Below are 25,214 nucleotides of genomic sequence, written 5' to 3' on the forward strand. Positions count from 1 at the left end.
TTCCCTAAGCATAAGTACCGTTAAACCAATTATCATCGCAGGTCCAATGCTAGCAATGGGTAACCATACCCACGGATATGCAGAGGCCATGCCGACAAAAGACTCACTTACCTTCTGCCCCGCTGATTGCCCTAAAGCGGCAGTCCACCAGACTAACACAGGCCCCAAAAAAATAGGCACACGGCCAAGACTAAGCGAGCTGAAAAGCGAATGCGATTGGCCATTTCAAAAATCTCTAAATCAGTACGGGTAGCGGTGACGTGCCTTAGCACGCTTGTTGGCCAACTGGAGGATTTCAGGTGATGCGCACCAAAGGCCGAGAGCAGAAACTAATGCTGTCACCAGCGCAAGACCGAACCATTGGGAGTCCAGACAGAACAGAATGAGGGCAATTACGGTGCTCGCTCCCATTACCACTGTTTCTAAAGGTGCCACTTTGAGAGCAGCGACTACTTCATCCAATTGAGTTCTTTGCATTTACTTGTTCCGTGTTCAGTTCCTGGTGACTCGCGGCATCGCCGACACAGTCCGTATAAGGTCGGATCAGATCAATGATGCCTTCACGTTGCAACGACTGGTCGGCCATCAGTTGCTCATAGTCGCCGCACAGACCTTCCCTCGCGAAATACAGATCGATGCCGATAGCTGAATGCGTCTTCTCGACGGGAGTACAGCCGTAGAACTGCACAAGGGCTTTTGCAATACCACTGTTCCGGACCGAAGCCGATTCGTCCAGTTGATCCTCCGCCAAGAACTGGCAGTAGATCGCTGCCCGTGTTGGGTCGGTCGATGACGTCAAATATTCCGATTGGTCGCCCCGGTCGTAGTTATGAAAAATGCGGTAGGTTTTCTCGGTCATGGCCTCGTTTTCCTGCAGATCCGGGGGCAAAGTTGCCCCTCTCCTACGGTTACAGCCCAGCGAAGGCAGGGCTTGGATGTGCGCATCCCCATACAGTCAGGGCTACTCTCCTCGGGAGTGTTCGATGGCCCAAAAGGCTAAGCCTGTTAAGAATGACATGAAGATAACCAAGGCCACGACATATAGAAGTGTTTTTCCCATAGCGTGAACGGGGTCATCGAAAAAACAAATAGGTAATCCGATGAAACACGCAAGAAAAAGAAAAATGTTACTTCGCTTCATTCGCTCCATCTCCTAGGAAATATTCATAGGCCGACTTTCCTACTTAATCAAGCTTGCTGCTTAGGTTGTTCGCATCTAGTTTGGCCCGGATTTCTTCGTCAGTGTCACATACAGCGCTGGTGGGGCTAATTCCCGAGATACTACGGGCCATATATGACGCCAAGACAAAGAACAGTAACGCACTGATGTGCTCAGAACGGCTGTCAAGTGCTATCAGGATGAACCAGATCACGGCCGCACCGAAAAACGAAAGAACGCGATTTCTTGTCACTGGACGGGTTGGATCCATTTCTCTTCTCATACAGGTCCCTTATGGTTATGCGGGCGCGAAAATCACACCTGTCTCTACGGCCTCGGTCCCGGTTTATCAGGCCGGGGCTTGGGGTACACCTGAGCGTTTACCGTGATCAGTTCCTGGTGTTCGTTTTCAACACGGTTTGGATGGCATCAGCACTGAGTTGCGGCGCCCTCTGCCCCTCATCAACCATGAGCTTTGGCCGCTCTGCCCGGGAGATCTGCACACGAAGCTGGTTGAGGGCATTGTCGATCTTCTGTTCAGCAGCTTTGAATTCTTTATCGGACGCTTCCCCAGGCACGAAGGAAACGCTCTCGTGCCCCCAGCTCAGAATTAGCAAGTCGCGCAGGGTCAGCTTCACCGAGATTTCGGTGTCCAGGTCCGCTTCGGAATAGTTGTTCAGGATACTCATCGGCACAGTTCCTTTCCGGTGATGGTCGGAGACGCGAACCCACGCCCCCTACCGCGAATGCCCGCGACGTGGCGGGCTGGCGATCTACAACGTTTTCTATACATTTGGGCCGAGGGACAAGGCCGCAGCTGCGAAGGCAACTCCAAACCCAATACCGAAAGCGAGGCCACCAACCACTTGTTGCCAGATCAGCAATTTCTTCTTCGCCAATAGAGGCTTGAAGATCACAAACCAACTCACGACCAAAGCCGACACAGCGATGAGCTGCAAAATGGATAGAGGGATCGTCATCAAGAATTCAGCAATTCTTTCAAGCTCGATTTTCATTGTTTCACTTAATTCCTAGATTTCGCGGACGCGAAACGAACTCCTTCAACTGGCACGGCCCCGGTTTATTTCTCCGGGGCTCGGCGTGCAGCTGAGCGTTGATCATCTTAGTTACTTAGGATTTTTCTTCAGCCTTCTGAAACTCGTCCAGTTTGAGCCGCGCAGCTGTGTAGAAGCACAGGGCGCAAAGGCCCCCCGTGATACCCGCAAAGACTGCCAGTGACTCGAACACGGCGAGTGGAGTGTCCGCCAGCGGATGGAATGTCTTACCAATCACAGCCATACCACCGGAAGCCAGGAGTACCCACGGCGCGACACGACAGATCTTGGTCAGGCTGGCCTTGTGCTGTTCAATCGCCGCCCTTTCCTCAGATTCGATGATCCTTACTGCAGCCACGTTGACATCGAGCTGCAGGCCCCATGCATGCTGGAGGACAGGGCAATTGTCCTCGGTAACCTTCGCTGCAATGTCGCGGGGGATCTGACCCTTACTTGCTACAGCTTCCACGACCGCCTGCTTCCAATTGGCGTACTCATTCATCGGTATTTTCCCTTCGACTTTGGGCGTTGACACCAAGTCGATCAGTCACTCGGCATCGGCGTGCGCGGAGTGCTTCGCGCAAGATGATCGCCAACGAAGCCTAACACGTACGCATAATGCTAGTAAATCAAGTTGACGCCGGCGCAAACGCATCGCATACGGTGCGGGTTGCGCATTCACAAAATAGCTGCACGCACGCACAGACCGCCCGCCCAGGCTCCAGTCCAGGTAACCAGAGGATACCGCCAAGCATAAAAAACCCCAGCCTTGGCTGGGGTGGGTGAAGCGTTTACTGAAAGCTGACCACGCAACAGGGGTACTCGTCAGAGCTGCGTGCGGTGATGGCTAAGCGGAAAAGACCCTGGACATCAGTCAGCCGGGGTTTTCCTTTGATCAAGACCAGGACCTGCAGCCGAGGCTTCATTGGCGTGATGCCAGTTCAGCTCGGCGAGCGGCGGGCGAGGGAGTTTCTTTGATCAGGCGAGCAAGGAAGGCGGTGTAACTGGCCTGCTCGTTGATGTGCATGATGTGCTCGATAAAGTCTTTTCGCTTCCGCTCCAACCACTGCTCAGCAGCGACACCTTGGCAAGGAAGGCGCTGCGTGTAGAGGACGTAGTCGTCGAGAGCTACCTGTTGGGGCCAGGTCAGTTCAGATACGTTCAGGTTGTGCATGTGGCATCTCCAGGAGGATGTAGGCTTCGTATCCAGGAGATGCTCAACATTGAGCATGAAAGCAGGAGGGAATGATGAGCCGCCCCCCCCCCTGCCAACCTACTGCGATCATCGCGACTACGTTTGAGGGCGAAGCTGGGGATAGCGGCTGACACTAACTGATCAGAGGGTCATCACTCATCATCGTCGAAGTTGTACATGCCAGGCGCGAGGTTCTCGAAGCGGGTGTACTTACCGATGAACGCCAGCCGCACAAAGCCGATCGGACCGTTACGTTGCTTGCCGATGATGATCTCCGCCACACCCTTGTGCTCGGTCTCGGGGTGATACACCTCATCCCGGTACACGAACATGATCACGTCGGCGTCCTGCTCGATCGCACCGGACTCACGCAAGTCGGAGTTCACTGGGCGCTTGTTCGGCCGCTGCTCCAGGGAGCGGTTCAGCTGAGACAGGGCGATGACTGGGCAATTGAATTCCTTGGCCAGGGCCTTGAGGGAACGGGAGATCTCGGAAATCTCATTGGTCCGGTTGTCGCCGGCAGAGCCCGGGATCTGCATCAGCTGCAGGTAGTCGACCATGATCATGCCAATCTCGCCGTGCTCACGGGCCAGGCGCCGGGTGCGCGCACGCATTTCCGAGGGACTGATGCCGGCGGTGTCGTCGATGAACAGCTTGCGGTTGTTGAGCAGGTTCACCGCTGAGGTCAGTCGCGGCCAGTCATCATCGTCGAGCTGGCCGGATCGCACCTTGGTCTGGTCGATGCGGCCGAGCGACGACAGCATACGCATGATCAGCGACTCACCTGGCATTTCGAGCGAGAACACCAGCACCGCCTTCTCGGACCGCAGCACAGCGTTCTCCACCAGGTTCATGGCGAAGGTGGTCTTGCCCATCGAAGGCCGGCCGGCAACGATGATCAGGTCGGCCGGCTGCAGGCCGCTGGTCTTCTCGTCCAGGTCGGTGAAGCCGGTGGAAACACCGGTGATGTCGCTGTCGGAGTTGAACAGCGTATCGATACGGTCGATGGCCATGGTCAGCAGGTCTTTGACACCCACCGGGCCGCCGGTTTTCGGCCGGGCTTCAGCGATCTGGAAAATCTGCCGTTCGGCTTCGTCGAGGATCTCCGCTGCATTCCGCCCTTCTGGATTGAAGGCACTGTCCGCGATGTCAGTGCTGATGCTGATCAGCTGGCGCAGGGTCGCCCGCTCGCGGATGATCGCAGCGTAGGCCTTGATGTTGGCCACGGACGGGGTGTTCTTTGCCAGCTCCGCCAGATAGGCCAGTCCGCCGACCTGGCTGCTCAGCCCCTCCTTGTCCAGACGCTCATGCAGCGTCACGATGTCAAAAGGCTCGTTCAGGTCGGCCAGCTTTTGAATGGCGCGGAAAATCAGCCGGTGATCGTGTCGGTAGAAGTCGCCATCAGAGACCTGATCGAGCACACGCTCCCAGGCGTTGTTATCGAGCATGAGACCACCGAGCACGGACTGCTCAGCCTCGATCGAATGCGGTGGCACCTTCAGCGAGGAGGTCTGTAGGTCAAGCTGCTCGGAAGCATAATCTTCGTTCATGTGGGCATCTTGTTGAGTGAGTGGGGAGCGCTACCGGTTGGCGAGGTGTCAGCGGGCTTCATGGCGGCTTTCTCGAACCTTTCCGGCGCCGCCCCCTGCCCTTGCCCTCGACCTTCTTGGAAGCCTCTTCTGCCAGCTTTTGCACCGGCATCCGACCAAGGCGAGAATGGGGATCAATCATCTCTACACCCATCTCTTGATCGGTGAAGTCGTGCGTGCCTGGCATTAAGTTGACGAAGCGTGTGTATCGCCCCTCAAAGCCAAGCCGCACAAAACCGGTCGGACCTTCACGCTGCTTGCCGATGATGATCTCGGCCGTACCAGCGAAGCGGGAGTCAGGGTTGTACACCTCATCCCGGTACACGAACAGGATCACATCCGCGTCCTGCTCAATTGCCCCGGATTCGCGCAGATCGGAGTTAACCGGGCGCTTGTCCTTGCGTTGTTCCACCGAGCGATTGAGCTGCGAGAGTGCAATCACGGGGCAATCAAATTCCTTGGCCAAAGCCTTTAGTGACCTGGAGATGGCCGAAATTTCGTTGGTACGGTTGAGGCCGCCATATCCGGGGATTTGCATCAGCTGCAGGTAGTCCACCATGATCAGGCCAATCTCGCCGTGCACGCGCCGAAGCCTCCGCGTACGGCTACGCATCTCCGAAGGGCTCAGGGCCGGCGTGTCATCAATGAAGAAGCGATCGTTCTTGTTGAGTGCATTGGCAGCCTTGGTCAGCTTGGTCCAGTCCTCATTCAACAGCTTCCCGGATCGGACTCGCGACTGGTCAATGCTACCCATCGAGGAGAGCATGCGCGTTAGCAGGGCATCGCCAGGCATCTCCATGGAATAGACCACGACCACTTTTTCCGACCGCAGAACGGCCTCTTCCACAATGTTCATGGCAAAAGTGGTTTTGCCCATGGATGGCCGGCCGGCCACGATGACCAGGTCAGCAGGACGCAACAGGCTCAGTTTGCTATCGAGGTCGACGAAGCCTGTCGATTGGCCCAGGGACTCAAGGCCTGACTCATGGGCGGATTCGATCTTCTCGACGGCTTTCCTGAGCAGGGTGTCGATGCCAACCGGGCCGCCTTCCTTCGGCCGTTGACCGGCCACGGACAACATTTTCGATTCGGCATCATGCACCAGATCTTCCGCGGTGCGGCCGTTCGGGGAGCTGGCGCTTTGCTCGATCTCCCCGCAGACGCCAATGATCTTTCGGAACTGCGACCGCTCACTGACTACGCGTGCAAAGGACGCGATGTTGGCAACGGACGGGGTGTTATCGGAAAGCTCTTTTAGATAGGCCAGCCCACCGGCGTTCGAGAGATCCCCTGCTCGATCCAGAGCCTCCTGGGCTGTGACAACATCAAGCGCACGCCCCTCTTCAAGCAGCCTGGCAATAGCCTTAAAAATGAGCCTGTGGTCGGCGCGGAAAAAATCAGATTCGACCACCAGGTCCGAGACTCGCACCCAGGCACGTGGCTCGTTCAGCAATCCGCCTAGAATGGCCTGCTCGGCTTCAACAGAATGCGGCAGCTCCCGACTGGGGTTCTGATCGTATTCAGCCGCTAGATGGATATGGTCGTTCAAGCCTCAGGCCTTACTCGTCGAATTGCTGGTGCGGATCGGGCTGCCAGCTGCAATCAGTACCCATAGATGGTCCTGTCCTGCGCTGACAGCTGGGGTTTGGTCACGATGTTCGTTGTTTGGGGGCCTAGAACGCAACTACCACGCGCTGGGTGGCCGGCCGGATCAGAACGTCACTTCGATCAAGGTTGCCCGCCCGGTGCGGGTTTGAAAGTCGCAAAGGCCAAACTGCACGAGCCGCGGCTGCCGGTGAGCGATGCAGGTAGCGACCTGGGCGCGGAATGCCGCCAACTCAAGCGGGAGCACTGATCGACCAGTAGCGGCCTGAATCTTATCGCGGAATTCCTGCAGCGCCGCCTCCACGCCAGCATCATCGCCGGCCTGGCCTAAAGTTTCGGCACTCGGTTTTGGGATCGACATTCAAACTCTCCAGGGAGGGGCCGTGCGCTGACATGCGCAGTCGCGGATTACGGGCGCAAGTTGGCAACACGTAACTATAATCCTGAAAGATTTACTGAATGTCAAACGGCATCGAAGGCCGAGAAGACGACCACTAAAGCTCTAAATATCCTAAACTTTCAGTGAAATCACGAGACCTTTAGAGCTGAAAAAATACAGAACAAAGGAGGACCTAAAGTGCTTCCGCCAATCCGATATCGAGCTCCCTCGCCTGGATGTCCGGAGCACTGCCGGCACCGGTATTCAAGACTGGTGCAGCAGGCACAACCCAGTTGTATTGGTGCCCCGACAGCAGCCGCGCTGCGACTTTGTTCGACAGGCTTGAACGCCAGCGCAAAATCAAGTATTCCTCGATTTCCTTGCGCCCAAACGGGACCGCACAGAAGGACAGTTCGTAGTTGCTCGAATATACGCTGATCAGGCCATTTCTGTCCCTGGCGCCAAGCCCGAACAAATCGCAGGTTCTGCGCGCAAAGGTATGGTGCTTAAAGACGGTGAGGTCACCCATTCTGGCGCGAAGTGCCGAGGTTTCGCCAACGTAGATTGGAGTTCTCTCCTGCCATATCACGTAAACCCCAGCGTCAAGTGTGATGTCCTTTTTCCAGTCGTCATCACCAGCCAATACTCGCCTTGGTGCGGCAATGATCAGGGCTTCGTGGTGACGTAGTTGCTCTTGAACGTTCATGTGGCCTCAACTCCAGGGCGAGAGACTCAAAGGGCCGAATCAGCCTACAGCCGAATAATGACCGAATACGGCCCGATATCATCACTCGGAACGCTGAGCTGTTGCCGACTGTTTGAGTGACTTTACGTACAATGACGATACGTATTCACCTTGAGCTTTCGCTTCCTGGACTACGTCATAGCGCTCACCGGCCAGAAAAAGATCCAGCACAGCTTGACACGTTTTCGGGCCAAACATGTCTTCCACCCATTCCAGATACGAACGACCTTTATTCGCCCAGAAAAGCTTCACAACAAAAAACGAACACCAGGCAAAATACATCATCGGTATTCCAACATAGTGAGATATTGGTCGCCCCTCACTGTGTAGAAACTTACTACAAGCTAACACAGTCGCTACCAAAGCAAGAAATGGCAAATAAAACTCAACGAATCTTCGCTTGGATACAAGAAAAGCCAAGCGACTTAGCTTTATTGCAGATGCAAATGAGACATTACCGATTTCTAGCTGCTCATACAGCGTAGGCGCTTTTTTAAAAAAATTCATGCATTATATCCAATCAGCATGTACAAAATTAGAAGCTTACGCCACCAACCTGGATTGCAGCTATAGCGGGTTGAAACCAGCGTACCAATCACCGAATTCAGCTCATTTTAATTTCGTTTCGGCTCCGAATTCGCTTTTGCCGCCATTTTCGCAGTACTGCAAATACATCGCACACCATCCCGTGCCAAACCAAAATCATGACTATCAGAGTAAAATAGTCTGGTATCCCATCTAAGACAGCAAGACTGCGCACATCAAAGCTCTCTGTAGAAGTAAAAATCTTGCCAATCGTTGAAACTAGCAAGGCAATCACTACTAAAACCACTGCAGAGCGCAATAAACTCAAAACAGTTAGAACAACAAACATTGCCATCGCTTTGAGCGTGACAATGGTGAAGAATCGAGGGCGCTCACAAACACCGAGCCAGTTTGTCTTCCAGCCAGAATTACCATTCTTGAATTTTCTTTTCATCTCGACTCAACCTGCACAATTGTTTGGGCTGGAGGGAGTGCGCGAGGCAGAAACAGCATCAATGCCTAGTGCAACCTCAATCTGCGCTTGGGAAGGCTGCTCGACTGCACTTCCAGCATCACAGCATTGGCCATCTACGCCAGGGCAGCCTGTGGCTACTGTCCGCTTCTTCTTGAATCCGAACCCATGCCCTGTGGCCAGGTGTACAAACGGCAGTGCCGCCCAGTACCCAACCACAAGCGATGCCGCCTTAGCGGTAAGCCCGGGCAACGTGTATGCGAATGAGCTCGCAGAAAAAGCTGCGATGCAGATGGCGCCAACCACGTAGTTGCGCCGAATTTGATTTTGGGCGGGCTGCTGGCCAGACGAAATCATGGTGCAGTCCCCTTGAAAGCTTCGGCCTGACGCTCGACTAGCGCGCTTCGGTTGGCATCCACCAGGAGCCGATTTGCGCATTTCGAATCACGGGTCGCCGCCTCAATTTCCTCAGGTGTCGCAGATGAAAAATCAGTTCTCAGCTTGCTCAAACCTAGGCCGTTGTAGGCCAGCGGTCCTCCGATCAGAGCGAGCAACGCTACGCCCCAGTAAACCGCACGCATGCGGGTGTTTTTTTCTGAACTCACCAAGGATCTCCTGGACATGGCTCGTTTTCCGGAATAAAAAATAACACATAACGCGTACAGATAATTAACTAGTATTGTTATATTCCTTCGCTCAGGCCACAAGGCCACAGACGACAGGACACCAAACAGAAGTAAGCGTCCGCCCAACTCACCTTGCGTAAGTCAGGCCGGTACCCACTGATGCGGCAGCAACTGCCCGATCTCACTGGCCCGTTGGGTCGGCAGCCGCGTCAGCACATCCTTGAGATAGGCATACGGATCATGCCCATTCATGCGTGCCGACTGGATCAAGCTCATGATCGCCGCCGCGCGTTTGCCGCTGCGCAACGACCCGGCAAACAACCAGTTCGAGCGCCCGAGTGCCCATGGCCGTATCTGGTTCTCGACCTGGTTGTTGTCGATGGGCACAGCCCCATCGTCCAGGTAGCGCGTCAGCGCTACCCAGCGTTTCAGGCTGTAATCGAGGGCTTTGGCCGTGGCTGATCCGTTGGGCACCAGGTCACGCTGGGCCAACATCCACTCATGCAGTGTTTTGCTGATCGGTACCGCTAGTTCCTGACGTATTCGCCAACGATCTTCATCATTCATGTCTCGCGCCTGGCGTTCGACCTCGTACAGGCCGCTGATCGAGTGCAGCGCCTGTTCGGCCAATTGGCTTTTGTTCGCCACATGCAGATCGAAAAACTTGCGACGGGCGTGGGCCATGCAACCGATTTCAGTGATGCCTTGTTCAAACCCGGCTTTGTAGCCAGCGAAGTCGTCGCAGACCAGCTTGCCGTTCCAGTCACCCAGGAAGTTGCGCGCATGTTCGCCAGCACGGCTTGGGCTGAAGTCGTAAACCACCGCCTTGAGCGCCGAAAACGGCGTGGTGCTGTAGGCCCAGACAGAAGCCCGGTGGGTTTTCTTCTCGCCTGGCGCAAGCATTTGCACCGGTGTCTCATCAGCGTGGATCACGCCCTGGTTCAGCACGGCTTCACGCAGTGCATCGACCAGTGGCTGAAGCCGCACGCCGGTTTGTCCGACCCACTGCGCCAGGGTCGAGCGAGCAATTGCCAGCCCGGCACGGCCAAAGATTTTCTCCTGCCGGTACAGCGGCAAGTGATCGGCAAACTTGGCCACCATCACGTGGGCCAACAAACCTGTGGTCGGGATACCTTTGTCGATAACCTGGGCTGGCACCGGGGCCTGGATCAGGGTTTCGCACTGGCGACAGGCCCATTTGCCCCGCACATGTTGCTCGACGGTAAACACGCCCGGCGTGTAATCCAGCTTTTCGCTGACGTCTTCGCCGATGCGTTGGAGCTGGCAACCACAGGCGCACTGAGTGTTTTCGGGTTCATGGCGAATGACGGTGCGTGGAAACTGCGGCGGCAAGGGCGCACGTTTCGGGGATTGCCGTGGTTCGGACTGTGGCGCAGCTGGTAGGAGCTGTTTTAGCTCGGCCTCGATAGCTTCAAGGTCTGTGTCGAGCAGGTCATCCAGCAAGCTGCTTTGAGCCGGGCTGATTTGCTCGCTGCGCTTGGCAAACTTGTGCCGTTTGAGCAGGGCGATTTCGAACTTGAACTGTTCGATGAGGATTTCATCGTTTTGGATCTTCCTGCTCATCGCCTCGACCTGGGATTGCAACTGCAACGCCTGTGCCGCCAAGGCACGAAGCTGTTCCGGGGTCATCTGGTCGAGGTTGGGCGAGAAAGTCATGCCGCCGATTGTGCCAGAGCAGGCGCGGGACGACGACAAGTAGACCGGCCAAATGGCCGGCGTTTACAGCATGCTGATCACACCGCCGGCGCCAACGCGCTGCCACGGCAAGCCCAGTACCAACGCCTGGAGTTGTTCGTTGTCGAGCTCGACCTCGCAGCCATGGCGAATGCCGGGCCAGTGGAACTTGCCTTGGTTCAGTCGCCGTGCGGCAAGCCAGACGCCCACGCCGTCGTGCACCAGCACTTTCATCCGGTTGGCCCGGCGATTGGCGAACAGATAAGCGCAGTGCGGCTTCGCCGCACCAAACACCGCGATTACTCGGGCTAAAGCGGTTTCGGTACCGGCGCGCATGTCCATCGGCTCGGTGGCCAGCCAGATCGCATCGATGCGGATCATTGAGAGACAGCCCGGATAAATTGCGCGCAGCCCTCAGGATCTGAGGTTGGCCATTTCACCGTGATCACTTGCCCGGCCATGGGCAACTCGATGATCACTGACGCCTCGACTGGCCGTTTAGGTGGGGCTTTTAGCGGGACGAAAGCCGGTAGTGAAGCTGCTGCAGGCTGATCTCGATAGAGCGGCAGCCATTTGCGGATGACGTTGGCATTGATGCCGTGGCTGATGGCAACACTGGACACCGTCGCGCCAGGTTGCAGGCATTCCTGAACGACTTGGGCTTTGAATGGTTTCGGATAAGAGCTTCGTTGGCGCATGGAAATCCTGGCGATAAGGGTGATCGCGTCCGCTTAAAAATACGCGGACACCATCGCCCTTAATGCTGGAGTTCGGAAGGTGAGTTCGCCGGACGCTTACAAACAGAAATGAAATGGGATGACTTGAACAAGCGACGGCAGTGGTGGCTTACCGGCTTTATCGCTCTAAAGATGTGGAATCAGTGGGCGCTCGTGATGATCTGCGCCCTGGTCACGACTGCTGCGTTCTACTACCCAATGCTTCAGATCCGGGAGCTGTACGGGAACATCGCGTCAGCCATTTTTTACGCTGCAGCCTATTTCCTCTGCGCCAAGCACATTGGATTTTGGATCATCAACCCCATCTGTGGGCTCATCAGCCTAAACGACGTCAAGCGAGCGTACGGCCCTCTCACCCGTCGGCATGTCCAGGACTGGGTCGTAGACTGGTGTACTCAGCCGGCCGGGTTCGCTGAGGTGCCACTGGACATTGCACAGTTCGCCCGGGCAAACGGCGAAGGCAAGTAGTCTACTCATATGCGCTCGGCCTCGACTCCCCAGCTGAGTCGAGGCCGAGCAGCACTACTGCCACACGCTCTCGCAGGCGCATCTGCGCAGCCACCTGCATTCCATGAATCATGGTTCAATCATCGTCTTTCGCAAGGCCGTAAGCGCTATGCGCAGGCCCGTGACCGCCGGTAAGGTCGTACAGCTCCTCGACTGTGTAGATGTTGCCGTTATCGCCGAACAGCACCCGATCGTCACGGTTGAACGAAGCTACAGCGCCCGGCTTCGGCCGGCGGCACCACAGCGCGATGTCTCGGATGAAGAAGCCCGTCGAGATGACTGCATAAACCAAGAATGTGAACAGCACTCCCTTCGTAACGAGCGCAAGCGCTCCAACGCCTAGGAACGCCAAAAGCCCTTTCGGCACTGTGTGGTCAGGGTCTCGCAGATGGCTCAGGCTGCAGCCGAAGGAAAACATCACCAGGGCCGCGGCGATCGCTACGCCCACATCTGCTTCAGCGCTTTTCTCGATGGTTCCCCAGATACCCGCGGCCACCGACCCTGCAATTGCGCCCAGGTGACGAACCAGCGCCAGCGGGGTGCGACGAATCCTATCCTCGATAGCCCAGAGGGCGCGTGTGGGCGCCATCATCTTGGGTGCCCTGACCATGCCGGCCAGTCCATCCACGGCGGCTTCCATCATGCGGACAGTCGACTGAGTCACCACCGACGTAGCCGCAAGATCGTGGATCAGCTGCACGCTACGCTTGAACTCTGGGGTTGCTCGCTTGACCGATCCTGGGTTGAAGTCAGCCAGGTCGATGCTGCCAGCGTACAAACCAAGGTAACCAGCAATCAAGGCCTCGGCTCGCACCACCTGTCGATCAACAATTCTGTTCAGATTCATCGCTCGTCCATTCGATTGCCCTTGCTGGCTAAAGGCTCCAGCAGCATCTAAGAATGCAACCTCAACAACCAGACTAGCCCAGCTCGATGGCTGGGCTTGAGTACACCTGGTGCTTGCTCCTACTTCAGCACTTTATTCAGGCCGTCACGCAGACACCGGGCCTGATCCTCGTAACGCTCGGAACGGTCTAGGACCTGACCGCTCGCATTCGTGGTTTGCCAAACGCTGTCCCCAGTGTCAATTTCGTCAACCAGCAACTCAAGCACCTGGCTGCTGTCGATCTGCACACTGTAGGCCAGCTCGAAGCCCTCCAGTTCTTCTTGCTCTGTGCTCATTTGCCTAGCTCTCCATTCTCGCGGCAGTCAACAGGACGTCTCATTCAGCTCGCTATTTTCACTTGCCCAAGGATTTCGGCAGCAGCTAGCTCTTTCGCGACTTTCTTACCTCCAGCCACTGTCTTGGCCGAAAGCACATTTCCATCTACCACAATTCGCGCCACGCATTCGAATTGCGGAGGGGCAATGCTCAGCTGGGTGAAGATGTAACTGGGCTCCGCCAGCCTGTTTTTTTGTGCCATCTCATTTAGCTGCACTACCGGGTTTGAGCTGCTCACGGAAGTCGCCTCACGTGACTTGGCCAGTCGCTCCAATAGGATGGCCGAAGCAGCTGCTTCAGCGGCCTTCTTGGTTGCACACTCTGGTGAGGTAGCACTTTCGACGTCGCCACCCTTCGGGTGGACAGTCGCGGTGGCTGTGAAGCTTGCAGCATTTGACGGTCCACTCATCGCGACATGCAAATGGGGAGCAGCCCACCCCCGCTTCCGGCAAAGTTCAATTAGCGCACCTTTGTAGTCAGTAGCGCGGGGCGCTGGAGAGCTTGATGACTGCGTCGGAGCCTCAGGGTTAAGGCTGTTTATGGGCAAACTCAAGTGACGACACAAAATCTCGACCATGGCTTTCTGCTTTGCTACACGCTTCTCGCGGTGCACACCAACACCCTGAAGACGCCGCCCACTTGCCGAGACAGCAACCACACACTTGAAGCCTCCATTTACACCGTGCACCGTTTCATCGAGCCCCTCAAAAACTTGAGTCTGGATTCCGTTCATGATGATCCTGACCACGTTGTGAGGGTGCTGGCACATCCAGTTCGAGAAAGCCACCCCAAGATCTTCGGTGATTGCTTCCCTTGGGATTTGAATCGCAAGTCGATCGACGATGGCGTCCGCTATCGTGTTGTTGTTGAGTCTTCGTATCAATTCAGCCACTACAGCTTCAGGCAAATGACCGGCGTCTTTCGCGAGCTTCACGGCAGCGCTGAGTACGTTGTCCTCCATATTGACCAGGTTCCCACTCGCCACCAAGCGCTGAGCTTTCCGCGCCAGCACCTCCTTGTGGTAGTCGACAGTGGATTCGGATCGCTCTCGCAGCGTTTTGTTGATCGACGCAGAGATTGTAAGCAGATCTGCTTGCGAATATGGCAGCGGGCAATTGTCGAGATGCGCCCGAATCTGGCGAATGTTCACCAAGTCGGCATACCGACGAAGCGGAGAGGTGCCGTGGAGGTACAGCGTTAGGCCAAGACCGTAATGCCCACGCGCCACGCCATCGTAAACAGCACGCTCTATGAGTGCCCCTAACTGCGCACCCACAGAGGCTTCGGTCACCAGCCCCTCTTTCAACCACTGCTCGACTGTGTTGGCCAGGTCCAGTGCATGCGGAGCGGAGACTCGGCTTGCGTGGTTACGGTATACCGCCGGCAGCCCATTCTCGGCCATGAAGAGGGCTATTTGGGAATTCGTCAGAATCATGAATTCTTGCACGATGATGTGCCCGACCATCTGATCCAACGACTCGTATTGGCGAAGATTGCCCTCCTCATCCGAGAGCATGAGCTTGCGAATATCGTAAAGGGCAAGCGCTCCTTTCGATCGGCGGCGCTGCAGCAGCAGCGTCGAAACCCTACTGAGGAGCTCCACCATTTCACGCAAAGGGCTTTGAGTGCTTCGGGCTATCTCCGGAATGGCCTCATATGTGAGACGGGTGTTGACGGTGATAACCTGGCAGCTAGGTTCAAAACCGACGACCTCAAGCGAGCTATTGAGCGTGATTGTAAAAACCATCGCTTGCCGTGGTTGCCCCGCGACAAGGCTACTTTGATCTGCGCCGATGTGCCGTGGCAGCATTGTTTGCACTGCACGATCTCGGGCATAGATCGAGGCGGCCCGCTCAAACGCCAACTTATCGTCATGAGAGCCGACCCCAACCTTCGCAGAAGGATCGGCGATGGCAACTGATATGATGTACAGATCGCCGCTCTGGGTGATCGATATCGCGTCGTCGATATCAAGCGTTTTCTGGGAATCGATGGTCACGAAGAATGGTGAAGTCACGGTGGATCCTTGGCCTATCAAGCTGTGTGTGGATTCTACACTGGAAGCAGTCAGAGGGCGGTCATGCCGCCAACTCAACAAGTGGGATTCGATTCATGTGCATCGTGTAGCCCGTGCGCCGCTCAAGAGCGACGTACTGCTCGAAAAGCTCAGGGTGATGGACACGCCCGTTACGCAAGTCAGGCTTGGACGCCATCACGCAGAAAATGCAGCTCAATCGATCATTACCGAGGGCATAGGCGTGATGAGGACGCTGCCCCGCTGCAGCGATGGCACCGAAGACCTCATCCGTGCGCATGTCATGTACTGGCAACCACTCGAACCAGGTCAACACAGAGTTGCTGATCCCCATCCGGCTGAAAACTACCCGCTTCGCTCGCCCTGGCGACTCTTGAGCGCGCAGGCCAAGGCAGTTGACGATCGTTTTGAAGCCATTGGCCTTTGCATAGCGCCTGACCTCACGTTGGATGGGTCCTCGTTTCAAGTCGCTCGTGCATTGGCGAGTAGACGCAGATGGCCAGCTCGGTACCTCGGGGCGAATCTCGAACCGACGCTCTACCATTTCCAGCAGCGTCTTCGAGGCTGTGGCAACAATGAAAGGAAGGCCTGCAGCGGCGGCTTGATCACGGGCCAGCTCCATCGCCCCCGGCCACTCCATCGGGCCCAGCGATGCATGGACAACCACCAGCTGGCTAGCCGGAACGCGCTCCAGGAGACGGATCAGTTGCACCTGCGAATCCTTACCGCCCGAATGGTTGGCCACAAACAGCGCACCACTGGCGATCAACTGGTCAAGCTCGGCTTTTGTGGAGTCACGGGTTTCATCCCCGAAAAGCAAGCCCTGCTGCTGAAAACGATCCATTTCCTGCTGGCCTCATTGATAGACGTCAATGAGAAAAGATTAAACTATAGAACAACTATTTTCAATTGAAATATTGTCCTATAGGACAACATTTTTCTGCAGTCGCGGGTGTGGTTCTGCCGTCTCAGCCGCAGTCTTGACCAGAAGCTCGTCAACCGCCCTGGCCAGGTCGGCCTCAGCTTGCTGGAGCGCCAGAAACATTTCTGCGCTGGCAGCTGTATCGTCGTGCGCATACTTCAAATGTGCTGCACGTGCGGCCCTGAAGCGGATGATCGCATCCAGGGTGCTCTGATCCAAGTGTAAGCTGAGAGGTAGCTTCAGTTCGCTGGTGTTTGGCCTAGCCATTTTCCTTGCTCCATTTCCTCGGTGAAAAACCTGACCTTCCCCCTCTGATCCAACGGTGTCGATCAGACGGTTCCGTTATGGATGTAGGAAAAGTCAGCAGACCACCTGACGGCGCTTGAACTGCTTGTGTGCACTTCACACTGTGCAGTGCACAGCGCATACTCTGGCTGGGGCTTTTTCTAACCCACTATAAATGGCACATTTCCGTTTAACCCCAGTAAACATTGGATTGTAAACCACTTTTTTGACTTGTAAACCACTGTGGTTTACAGTGAAAAAAAGTAGTTAACACGAGGCCGGCTCATGCCGAATTTACAAGACGAAGCTAAGGCCTACATTGAGTCCGTTTTAGGTGTGGCAGCGCAGATGACTCCGGTGCCACTCCGAGTCCCCTATACCATCCGGGACAGCTACAAGACCTACGAGTTGAGCGTACCTATGGGGAACAGTTCGGCGTTCAACATGATGCTGCTGGTCTCCCGTGATGATATTGAGTACCCAGGCATCGTGAAGCTGCAGAAGCACATCGAGATGGTGCGCAACGTCACCAACCAGGTAGTAGTGTACGTCTGCTGGTCCTTGTCGACTCAAGACCGCCGCAGCCTGATCATGCACCAGGTCAATTTCATCCAGCCCAGCTTCCAGATGTTCATACCTGAGATGGCGCTGGACCTGCGTGAAAGCTTCCGTCAGCGGCGAGAGCAGAGCGAGGTAGCCGCCCTCCTCCCCGCGGCCCAAGCCATGCTTCTCTCGTGCCTATATTCCGGGATACCCGACGAAACCTACTTCACTACGAACGCTTTGCTGGGGGACCTGGGCTACAGTCGCGTGACCCTCTCGAAGGCAGTGGATCAGCTGGTATCGCTGGGGGTGATTAGCCCTGCGAAAAGCGAGCTGCATTGGAAGACCTACGCCTTCAACGGGTCGCCTGCAGAGGTGTTCCAGAAGGCCAAGAAGCACCTGCGGTCCCCCGTCAAAAAGAGAATTGGTATTACCCGAAATGCTATCCCCATGGCCCCGGGAGTATTCATCGCGGGGGAAACTGCCCTGGCCAAGTACACGATGCTGGCGGAGCCTAAGCAGGCCGTATGGGGGATGAGCAAGAAAGTGTTCAATGACATGCTGGCGCTTGATGCGTTTGAGGTAGTCGAGTCGGTGGACTCGATCGAGGAGTGGGTGGAGATCTGGGGGTATCCGTCGCTCACCGAAACGCAGTATATGGCAGACACAGCGTCGCTGTTTCTGAGCCTGGAAGACAACCCCGACGAACGCATTCAGATTGCGTTGGATGAACTCAAGGAGCAGGTACATTGGTTAGCGTGAAAGGTTTAGATATTTTTGGCCGGCACTTTCGCGATTTCCGCGATAGCTACGTCCTAATCGGTGGCGTTGCCTCTGCTCTGGCGATGGAAGACGCGGGAGAGAGCTTCAGGGCCACGAAAGACCTAGACATCGTGCTCGTGATTGAGGCTCTGGACTCCCATTTTGTTAACAGGTTCTGGGAGTTCATAAAGGCCGGCGGCTATGAGATCAAACAAAGAGGGGGTGACAGGCCGGTCTTCTACAGATTCCAGAATCCCGCCGACGAAACCTACCCGGTAATGATCGAACTATTCTCTCGTGCACCGGATGGCCTTGAGCATGAGGAAAACGCAACGCTGACCCCAATCCCCACAGATGAGTCGGTTTCGAGTTTGAGCGCTATCCTGCTCGATGAAGACTATTACACCCTGTTGCGTTCCGGCCGCCATCAGAGCGAGGAGCTGACATACATCAGCGCTGATCGTCTTATCCCCTTCAAAGCTAAGGCCTGGCTCGACTTGTCTCAGCGCAAGGCAAACGGTGAAGCAGTTGACTCGAAGAACGTCAGGAAGCATCGGAACGATGTCCTGGCCCTGGCGGGCCTGCTGACTGGCGAGGTGATTGAGTTGCCCGCAAGCATTACTGCAGACATGGCGCTATTCCTTGAGCGCCTGGCGGTCGAAGAGATCGACTTCAAAGCGCTCAAGATTCGGGGTGACCTCAAGACCATCATCGGCCGAATTGCAGAATCCTTCGGCCTTCAGCCGACCTCATAACGCCGGCAATTCCTCAAAGCCTTTCCCAGCGCCCGGCCCCAGTTCGGGCGCAGCGAAAGCGACGACCGCGTTGATGAACTCCTTCCACTGGTCAAGTGTGAAGCGCATCGGTTCTAACAGCTGGCCGGTTTCTGTCCAGAGCCCGCAGCTATCCAGCTCCAAAAATTCTCCATGCTCAACGCTCCACCAGGATCCGGTCATCGAGGTGCCCCAATCGAGGCGCCCAGCGAAGAATGGCATGTTGAACATCAACAAGAACCAGAGGTGCCCGTCTTTGGTAGTAACGTACTCCCGCATCGTTCGATTGCCCAGCGCAGCGCAGACCTCTACAGCTTTGGCAGCGAACAGCTCGTCAGCACTGGGTGAATCCGTAGTGAACCCGAAAACGTGCTCCGCGAGATATCCCAGGCGGCTTACAGACGTGTGAGCCATCTGAAGAAAGCTCCGCTCAAGCAGTTGCGAGTAATCCATGTTGCTTACCTCGTATGAGCCCGCATTCGCTGGGCATGCGCCAGCAGCTCTGGGCAGATGACCCGCCACACAGGTGCGTCTTCAAAACCAGCAGGTTCAACCCTGCCAGTGTCTTCAAACTTTCCGGATGCCAGGTGCAGATCCAAGACCTGATCGGGCAGTTGCCAGGCGTGGATACACACCTCATCGACCGCCAACTCGGCCTCCACCAGGTTCGTTGTGAGCACGCCCCAGTGCTCACCATCTTCGTAGAGCAGCTCCAGGGCTAGCCGCCCGTTTGGGTACAGCCGTGGCCGCAATTTCGACAGCTGCATGATGCTCTCCCCCGGGGCTATTTGACCGTTGCTGTCTCGGTGACCACAAACGGGACCACGCTGCCCAACGTAACACCGGCCAGGCCTTGTTTGCCGTCTTCACCGATCACATAGCCCTTCAGCTCTCGCTGATCAGCTCCGTCGCAGGACAGTGTGGCGGTAGAAGTCTCATGCTTGAGCTGGCGGCTGTTCCATTTCAGAGGAATGCCCAGGGCGCATTCATTTCCGGCCAGGACCTGAGACATTTCATATTCCACTTTGCCAAACCCTCCAGCCCGGTACTCGGTTGGCAGAACCGAGCCGAGCGCAGGATCACCGAGGTGATACAGCTTGACGTAGAGGGTCGAGCCAGTCGGAATGGTGACATTGATCTTTTTGTCATTGCACCCTGCCAGCGACAGAGCGACACAACCGAGCACAGCAATCTTTCGAAGTGGTGACATGCTTTTTCCAGTGAGTGTATGAACGTTCGAACCTGTGTAGCTGATCAAGCTCACGACAGAGCAGGTGCACAGCCCGGCGAATCTTCGGGGTTGTTGGGGAGTAGCTGGTAAGGACCGTTGCCAGTCGACTGGGCCGAGGGCGACGCTGAGTCTTCTTCCGTACCGTAGTACGTGGCATGCGCAGCTGAATTACATTTTGGGCAGGGAATGTCGCCTCCATGGAGAAGAGCACCTCCAGGCTCATCGCAGCTATCCTCATCCCAGAGAAAACCGTCGACGCACTGCGCATCGGGATAGGCCGCACCGAAATGCCTGCCTTGGTAATCACACCCTAGAGCTTCGTCACTTGCCATACACACCCCCAGACACAAGCAAATTGATACATAACACGTACGTATAACTGATGTTACCACAGCCTGAGGACAGATCAGTATAAGAGCTACAGCTGAAGAATGATCGGATAGCATGCGTTGAGGAAGGGATTTGATGATATGCCGGAAATGCTGAGAGGGTCGGCGGGCAAGCCGGTTGCTTGAGATTCTGATCAGTCATGAGAGTCATGACCAATGAGCAGAAAAGGAGACCCCAAAAATGTAGGAAAACGCGACCAATCCCAAGAGGACTGACCGCGCTCAACGAAACAGACTTGCGTCCTCAGAAATCGCAATGTCTGATTTTTCGAAGCGGCTGTCAATCCTCTCGCATCTTTTCGACCTTAGCGAGGCTACTCGACAGCACTGTGTTGACTGTCACTCCCAGGATTTTCCGGCGCTTCGTGGTTCTGCAGGCTCCTGGTTACATGCCCTGCGTGTGACCAAATGCAAGGAAGCGCTCGCAGGACTCTGGCGACGAATCTCCGAGGTGCCACAAAGAACCTTGCGTAGCGAGGTAGGCCGATGTCTCCTCCTCCGCCAGGACAGCAAAGGCGGTCGTCGAGATGAAGAAACCATCGCACTTGCCGCTCATGACAGCATCTTGCAGCACGTCTCGATGACGCTCAATGAAGTCCAAGTTGAACTTGGTCAGAACAGCCTTTGCAAGCTCCTTGGTGGGAACGCTCACAGCTTTCCCGACGGGGACCAAATCGTCCAGATTGAGAGCGATGACCCCGCCATTGTTGAACGGCGCCAGTTGTTTGGCAGCATGGCTAACACGCTTCTCAACTCCGCTCTCAGACCAGATCTTCTTACAAGCGATCGGGTAGTCGCCCATGCCGAAGTCAACCAGGATATCGGGTTCTGCAGCTTTGGCTGCTAACCCTCGGCTCTTCAAGTCGGACAGCAGCACCAGCTCCCAGAGAGCGTCCTTCCCTTGGGAGGTGTTCCGATCATCCGGCTGCATGACGCTGCCGGCCATACGCTTGAGCGCCTCTTGAATTCCTGGCTCTTCAGGCAAGTTGGTGACCGCATCAGCCAGACGGTTCACGAACGCCGCTTCCCAGACCACCCGGTCATCTGGCTTCACTTGCTCTGCCCACGCTAGGCTCAGCTTGTCGGCCTGGCTAAGCAGTTGCGAAAGTGCGCTGCCGGACCGCAGCCTCACGTTGCGCTGCTCCAGCACATCCCGCACAAGCTGGGCCTTAGCAGCAATCTCTTCGTATGTATCTGTCCAAGCCTTGCTCACAACATCGACGGACTTCACTTCACAGCTCCTATGGAAATGACAGGTGGTTTCACTGGCATAATGGCTGCGATAGCTGATGCGCTGCTATCGCCACTGACAGAATGGGTGTTCGCCCAGCAACACTCTGCCAAAGCGGCGATCAACCCGCACCTTCAACAGGAGGGAGAACGAATCTGCCCGGCAGGATGGCCAAGTAGCAGTCAGTGCAATCCCACAGATGGGTTTAGAGGAACTGGAGCGTCGCCCAAAACTGCATGACCCGGCTGGATCTCTTTAAACCCAGGATGTTCCAGGTTGACCGTCAAGCTGCTTTCAGTGAAATCCTTCCCTACGTACTTCTGCGCCCAGGCCCGACGCTGCTCCGGCGTCCTGGTTGCACACGGCCGCTCGTGGCGGCTGAGCCAGGCCCTGCAGAGCCGCTGCATATCGCGATTGTGTTCTGTGACCAGTCGATACTCAGCCCCACAGTGCGAGCACTGAGCGGTGCCAGTGTTATGTGCCATAAGTCAGCTCCGATTGGCGGGCGCCCGAGGGGCCGGGTTGCTGGTGATACGGATCCAGGCGCAGAATCGCTCGTACGGCACGTGTGCGCGACGTCTCAAACGGATTGTCCGCCGGCGCTTGCCGCATTTCCTTAGCCGCGAGGCTGATTTCCTTGATGCGGGACCGCAGCCAGTTCGCATCTGCCGTGTAGATGGCATCGGGATTGTTGGCCAGCAGGGCACGCAGTTTATCGCCCAACTCGGCGTTGATCACCACACGCCCCAGCAGGTGGAAGTCGTGATGGTGCAAGGTTGCACAATCCTCAGCACTCATTGCCGCCAAGTTGGATGGGATTCCCGCGCAGAACTGGTCGGTCTGAAATATCCGCTTGGCATGCGCCAGCATCTCTCCGGCAGACAGCTCCCCTCGCTGCAGGGGAATGATCACACGAGCGCCGGCCGTGATCCATGTGCGAACTCGCTCTGCGTGCACAGCCCACAAGTCGAGGGTTGCCGACTGGTCACCGATGACATCCGGTGCCACGATGCTCAGCGCCCCGGGGTTGTCCGTCCACCCCAGCACGCATTCGTAGGCGAAAAACACTTTCTCCCAGCTCACGAGCTCGCCCTTTTGGAATGCAGAAAAGGCTCCCGAGTCAATGAACACGGCGCCGCCTGCATCCAAATGACGTGGAAGCGTCCGAAGGAGTTTAAGGGTGTCCAGCAGTGTGGCAACAACACCTACTGGGACGCCCTCATCAACGGCAGCCCTCAGGTCCTGAGTGCTGGACATCCCCGAGTAATAAGCAACGTTCCAGGTCAACGGCATGATCTTCCTACCCCTGCTGCGCACGCGAAATCCGCGCCGCTTCCACGGCATCGACCCAGCTCGATGGCTGGGGATGCGTGCTTCAGGAGCTGACCTAGATCTGTACCGCAGACTGGAAGTACACGTTGAAGAGGTTGGCGGACGCCCTGCTGATGGCGTCGTTGTAGGTGGATGCAATCACCTCGACGGTGATGGTCTTACCCTGGTTGTCATGGTAGGTAACTCGCCAATTCGGCTGCTGGTCCATGTTGGATCCTGTGTGTGCTGGCGCTGATTTCAGACCTCAACCCAACCCACGCCCTGGTCATGCTTCTCTCCCGGGCGCAGAGAGGAACCTCACTGAACAGAGAGAGCAGCCATGGCATCGAGCAAGGCGCTTTTAACCTCGTCGGTGTCACCCTCCTCCGACACGAAGGCAACGCTGTCCAGCTTGGCATAGGCCTGCTGCATGGCAGCCAGCGCTTTGGGAGCTGATGTCACGGCACGAGTACAGGTATCGGCAAGGAGACGCTCTTGGTCTGGGTCGGCAGCCCGCACGGTGAGGTGCAGAATGTAGTCCTCGTCGGCCAGGTCCATGCTCGGCACTTCGGCATGACTGTAGAGCTTGGAATCGCTGACGCTCGCACGTTCGGCCGCCGGGAAATTGATCTGCAGCGCCTTCGGGCCCATACCGATCTCCAGCGCGCTGGCCTGAAGTTGTTCAGCCAGCTGCAGGCCTTCCCACGCCCCACGCACCCACTCAACGGCGTAGCGGCCATTACGGTTGCGCTCGATCAGCATGTAGAAGGTGTTGTCATTGGCCGAGTGACCAAAGCGCTCGACGGCGATCTTCTTGATGCCCTGCTCAAAACCTGCACGCTTGTGCTCAAGCGTCTCCTGCGGATAAACCTGTTCCATCGCTATCACCTGTCCAATCTGGGTGGGGGCCGAAGTGCCTTACGAGCCCTTCACTTCCTCGAAATTCCAATCCACGTGCTCGAAGGCAGCCTGCTTGGCTTCGTATTCGATTTCAGTCTGGGTGGCGTTGTCCTCGACCTCGAACTCAAACTCCACATCGGAGCCCTGAACGTCAGTCTTGATGGACCCTTTGAAGGTACGCATTGATTTGTCCTGGTAGATGAATACGGAGAATAAGATTAAACCATAGGACAATAATTATGCAAGGCAAAAATTATACTATAGGACAATCTTTTTCGCCCGCCCTTGATGTCACCTGTGAGCGCCCAGCAGCAGCGTGTCCAGCATTGTCGCTTGCCGTGATCGGTGTGGTGTGATCGAGTTCTTACACCGCTCTGGGTTGCATGGACGCAAGCAGACCCGGGTGTGGAATTATCTGTGGGTGAAGAGCATTTCGGCGGTCAGCCTGACTGGGCCGAAGCCTCGGCCATGGTCACGTGCCGAGTTGCTTGCGCCGCTCTGCGATACGTGCGGTCGACACGCCGGCGAGTTTGGCTACCAGGCTGTTGGGGACCTTGCCCAGCAAGTGATCAAAACGAACCGCCTTGGACAAGCGCTTGTAGGGTGCTATGCCCAGGAACACACGTCTCTGCTCTACTACGTCATAGGGTACCCCGACCTCCCTGCTGATCTGGGCCGGAGATACCTTACCCAGCAAGGACTCGTACCCGAGCCATGGCCCGTGGTAATCCGCGGTTGGGATTGAAGTAGCCTCTTCTATCAATGGGCTCACGGGTTCGAAGCCCAATGCTTCGCGCACCTCTTGCACCAGATGAAGATCCACACCTGCCACCTTCGCGATTTCTTGATCACTGACATAGCCAAACAGAGGTTTGTAGATCCTCAGTGGATGACCGGTGGGAAGCACCTGCTTTCGAGGAGCCGGCCTCAACACCGGGAGGATACCCAGTGACTCACGGTAAACCGTGACGCTTTTTGGCGACACGCCGCACAAGGAAGCGATCGCCCCATCGGTGAGCACGCCGAGGAGGTGCTTGAAAGGCTCTATCTGTTGAGCAACCGACCATGGAGGTATCCCCAATTGCTCCCGCCGGCGGCGAATTCGATCGGGGTGTATGCCGATCAGTCGCGCCAGCTCTACGTCCGAGAGTTTTCCAAGCTTGCAGTCGAACCATCGGGCAGGCCCTACTGCAGCCCAATCTACCGGAGGGTAACGCCTCCCGCTGGTTTCGGTGATCGCCACACCACCAGCGGCCGCGTGTTCACGATAAACCCATCCTGGTGGACTGTAGTCCTGGTCATCCATTGACTTTCGAGCCTC

The 25,214-nt window shown here is 56.2% G+C and carries 32 protein-coding genes; 3 read left to right on the forward strand and 29 right to left on the reverse strand.

The window, feature by feature from the left end:
- Window positions 1-240 precede the first annotated feature (240 nt).
- The 16 genes from APH36_RS31895 to APH36_RS31325 all read right to left on the reverse strand — a co-directional run bounded on the left by APH36_RS31895 (window position 241) and on the right by APH36_RS31325 (window position 11,743).
- A complete protein-coding gene (locus APH36_RS31895) occupies window positions 241-477 on the reverse strand; it encodes a hypothetical protein (protein WP_139139735.1) in 237 nt (78 codons plus the stop codon).
- Window positions 455-859: a hypothetical protein gene (locus APH36_RS27290; protein ID WP_054925925.1), complete on the reverse strand. Its 405-nt coding sequence runs from the start codon at window positions 857-859 to the stop codon at window positions 455-457. Before APH36_RS27290 ends, APH36_RS31895 begins: the two co-directional genes overlap by 23 nt.
- A 689-nt stretch (window positions 860-1,548) precedes the next feature.
- Complete coding sequence (locus APH36_RS27305) at window positions 1,549-1,848, reverse strand: hypothetical protein (RefSeq protein WP_054925927.1); 300 nt, start codon at window positions 1,846-1,848, stop codon at window positions 1,549-1,551.
- Window positions 1,849-1,944: 96 nt separating this feature from the next.
- Window positions 1,945-2,175 (reverse strand): hypothetical protein, encoded by a 231-nt coding sequence (locus APH36_RS27310; protein WP_054925930.1) that lies wholly within the window; start codon window positions 2,173-2,175, stop codon window positions 1,945-1,947.
- Between the two features lie 115 nt (window positions 2,176-2,290).
- On the reverse strand, window positions 2,291-2,716 hold the full coding sequence (locus tag APH36_RS27315) for a hypothetical protein (RefSeq protein WP_054925932.1): 426 nt from the start codon (window positions 2,714-2,716) through the stop codon (window positions 2,291-2,293).
- Window positions 2,717-3,136: 420 nt separating this feature from the next.
- Window positions 3,137-3,388, reverse strand: coding sequence for a hypothetical protein (locus tag APH36_RS27320; RefSeq protein WP_023383614.1), 252 nt, complete (start codon window positions 3,386-3,388; stop codon window positions 3,137-3,139).
- 173 nt (window positions 3,389-3,561) lie between these two features.
- A complete protein-coding gene (gene dnaB, locus APH36_RS27325) occupies window positions 3,562-4,959 on the reverse strand; it encodes a replicative DNA helicase (RefSeq protein WP_023383613.1) in 1,398 nt (465 codons plus the stop codon).
- Between the two features lie 58 nt (window positions 4,960-5,017).
- Window positions 5,018-6,547, reverse strand: a complete 1,530-nt coding sequence (dnaB, locus tag APH36_RS27330; RefSeq protein WP_054925935.1) for a replicative DNA helicase — start codon at window positions 6,545-6,547, stop codon at window positions 5,018-5,020.
- A 162-nt stretch (window positions 6,548-6,709) separates the two neighbouring features.
- Entirely contained in the window at window positions 6,710-6,964 is a 255-nt protein-coding gene (locus APH36_RS27335) for a hypothetical protein (protein ID WP_054925937.1), read from the reverse strand.
- Between the two features lie 211 nt (window positions 6,965-7,175).
- The gene (locus tag APH36_RS27340) at window positions 7,176-7,688 is read right to left on the reverse strand and encodes a hypothetical protein (protein ID WP_175442760.1); all 513 of its coding nucleotides are present in this window, start codon (window positions 7,686-7,688) and stop codon (window positions 7,176-7,178) included.
- Between the two features lie 81 nt (window positions 7,689-7,769).
- Window positions 7,770-8,234 carry a hypothetical protein gene (locus tag APH36_RS31900; RefSeq protein WP_139139824.1) on the reverse strand — a complete coding sequence of 155 codons (465 nt, stop codon included), beginning with the start codon at window positions 8,232-8,234 and terminating at the stop codon, window positions 7,770-7,772.
- Window positions 8,235-8,331: 97 nt separating this feature from the next.
- Window positions 8,332-8,706 (reverse strand): hypothetical protein, encoded by a 375-nt coding sequence (locus APH36_RS31905; RefSeq protein WP_139139825.1) that lies wholly within the window; start codon window positions 8,704-8,706, stop codon window positions 8,332-8,334.
- 371 nt (window positions 8,707-9,077) lie between these two features.
- Window positions 9,078-9,329 carry a hypothetical protein gene (locus APH36_RS27350; protein ID WP_175442761.1) on the reverse strand — a complete coding sequence of 84 codons (252 nt, stop codon included), beginning with the start codon at window positions 9,327-9,329 and terminating at the stop codon, window positions 9,078-9,080.
- A gap of 162 nt (window positions 9,330-9,491) precedes the next feature.
- Window positions 9,492-11,027: an IS66 family transposase gene (locus APH36_RS27355; RefSeq protein ID WP_060501452.1), complete on the reverse strand. Its 1,536-nt coding sequence runs from the start codon at window positions 11,025-11,027 to the stop codon at window positions 9,492-9,494.
- Window positions 11,028-11,090: 63 nt separating this feature from the next.
- Complete coding sequence (gene tnpB / locus APH36_RS32880; protein ID WP_014754843.1) at window positions 11,091-11,426, reverse strand: IS66 family insertion sequence element accessory protein TnpB; 336 nt, start codon at window positions 11,424-11,426, stop codon at window positions 11,091-11,093.
- Complete coding sequence (locus APH36_RS31325; RefSeq protein ID WP_014754842.1) at window positions 11,423-11,743, reverse strand: transposase; 321 nt, start codon at window positions 11,741-11,743, stop codon at window positions 11,423-11,425. Before APH36_RS31325 ends, tnpB begins: the two co-directional genes overlap by 4 nt.
- 108 nt (window positions 11,744-11,851) lie before the next feature.
- Here APH36_RS31325 and APH36_RS27365 point away from each other — a divergent pair, with 108 nt between their 5' ends.
- Window positions 11,852-12,250, forward strand: a complete 399-nt coding sequence (locus tag APH36_RS27365) for a hypothetical protein (protein ID WP_054925777.1) — start codon at window positions 11,852-11,854, stop codon at window positions 12,248-12,250.
- 115 nt (window positions 12,251-12,365) lie between these two features.
- On the opposite strand, the gene APH36_RS27370 is transcribed toward APH36_RS27365, so the two are convergent.
- The 4 genes from APH36_RS27370 to APH36_RS27385 form a co-directional block, all read right to left on the reverse strand.
- Window positions 12,366-13,136 (reverse strand): hypothetical protein, encoded by a 771-nt coding sequence (locus APH36_RS27370; protein ID WP_054925779.1) that lies wholly within the window; start codon window positions 13,134-13,136, stop codon window positions 12,366-12,368.
- A 119-nt stretch (window positions 13,137-13,255) separates the two neighbouring features.
- The gene (locus APH36_RS27375) at window positions 13,256-13,471 is read right to left on the reverse strand and encodes a hypothetical protein (RefSeq protein ID WP_054925781.1); all 216 of its coding nucleotides are present in this window, start codon (window positions 13,469-13,471) and stop codon (window positions 13,256-13,258) included.
- A 44-nt stretch (window positions 13,472-13,515) separates the two neighbouring features.
- Window positions 13,516-15,528: an RNB domain-containing ribonuclease gene (locus tag APH36_RS27380; protein WP_060501454.1), complete on the reverse strand. Its 2,013-nt coding sequence runs from the start codon at window positions 15,526-15,528 to the stop codon at window positions 13,516-13,518.
- A gap of 61 nt (window positions 15,529-15,589) precedes the next feature.
- On the reverse strand, window positions 15,590-16,390 hold the full coding sequence (locus APH36_RS27385) for a phosphoadenosine phosphosulfate reductase family protein (RefSeq protein ID WP_023383604.1): 801 nt from the start codon (window positions 16,388-16,390) through the stop codon (window positions 15,590-15,592).
- A 648-nt stretch (window positions 16,391-17,038) separates the two neighbouring features.
- Here APH36_RS27385 and APH36_RS27395 point away from each other — a divergent pair.
- Window positions 17,039-18,058, forward strand: a complete 1,020-nt coding sequence (locus APH36_RS27395) for a hypothetical protein (RefSeq protein WP_023383602.1) — start codon at window positions 17,039-17,041, stop codon at window positions 18,056-18,058.
- Entirely contained in the window at window positions 18,055-18,813 is a 759-nt protein-coding gene (locus tag APH36_RS27400) for a hypothetical protein (RefSeq protein ID WP_225786313.1), read from the forward strand. Before APH36_RS27395 ends, APH36_RS27400 begins: the two co-directional genes overlap by 4 nt.
- Here the strand turns inward: APH36_RS27400 and APH36_RS27405 are convergent.
- The 9 genes from APH36_RS27405 to APH36_RS32890 form a co-directional block, all read right to left on the reverse strand.
- Window positions 18,808-19,284, reverse strand: coding sequence for a hypothetical protein (locus tag APH36_RS27405; RefSeq protein ID WP_023383600.1), 477 nt, complete (start codon window positions 19,282-19,284; stop codon window positions 18,808-18,810). The genes APH36_RS27400 and APH36_RS27405 overlap by 6 nt on opposite strands.
- A gap of 5 nt (window positions 19,285-19,289) precedes the next feature.
- A complete protein-coding gene (locus tag APH36_RS27410; protein ID WP_023383599.1) occupies window positions 19,290-19,598 on the reverse strand; it encodes a hypothetical protein in 309 nt (102 codons plus the stop codon).
- Window positions 19,599-19,615: 17 nt separating this feature from the next.
- A complete protein-coding gene (locus tag APH36_RS27415) occupies window positions 19,616-20,041 on the reverse strand; it encodes a hypothetical protein (protein WP_023383598.1) in 426 nt (141 codons plus the stop codon).
- A 795-nt stretch (window positions 20,042-20,836) separates the two neighbouring features.
- A complete protein-coding gene (locus APH36_RS27420) occupies window positions 20,837-21,682 on the reverse strand; it encodes a hypothetical protein (RefSeq protein ID WP_060495097.1) in 846 nt (281 codons plus the stop codon).
- A gap of 474 nt (window positions 21,683-22,156) precedes the next feature.
- The gene (locus APH36_RS27425) at window positions 22,157-22,975 is read right to left on the reverse strand and encodes a hypothetical protein (protein WP_224459407.1); all 819 of its coding nucleotides are present in this window, start codon (window positions 22,973-22,975) and stop codon (window positions 22,157-22,159) included.
- Between the two features lie 94 nt (window positions 22,976-23,069).
- A complete protein-coding gene (locus APH36_RS31910; protein ID WP_156342216.1) occupies window positions 23,070-23,222 on the reverse strand; it encodes a hypothetical protein in 153 nt (50 codons plus the stop codon).
- A gap of 89 nt (window positions 23,223-23,311) precedes the next feature.
- Entirely contained in the window at window positions 23,312-23,872 is a 561-nt protein-coding gene (locus APH36_RS32885; RefSeq protein ID WP_224459408.1) for a hypothetical protein, read from the reverse strand.
- 39 nt (window positions 23,873-23,911) lie between these two features.
- Complete coding sequence (locus APH36_RS31915) at window positions 23,912-24,076, reverse strand: hypothetical protein (protein WP_156342218.1); 165 nt, start codon at window positions 24,074-24,076, stop codon at window positions 23,912-23,914.
- A 289-nt stretch (window positions 24,077-24,365) separates the two neighbouring features.
- Window positions 24,366-25,199, reverse strand: coding sequence for a hypothetical protein (locus tag APH36_RS32890; RefSeq protein ID WP_224459409.1), 834 nt, complete (start codon window positions 25,197-25,199; stop codon window positions 24,366-24,368).
- Window positions 25,200-25,214 lie beyond the last annotated feature (15 nt).

It is taken from the genome of Pseudomonas sp. NBRC 111133 (genome assembly GCF_001320605.1).
GTDB lineage: Bacteria > Pseudomonadota > Gammaproteobacteria > Pseudomonadales > Pseudomonadaceae > Aquipseudomonas > Aquipseudomonas monteilii.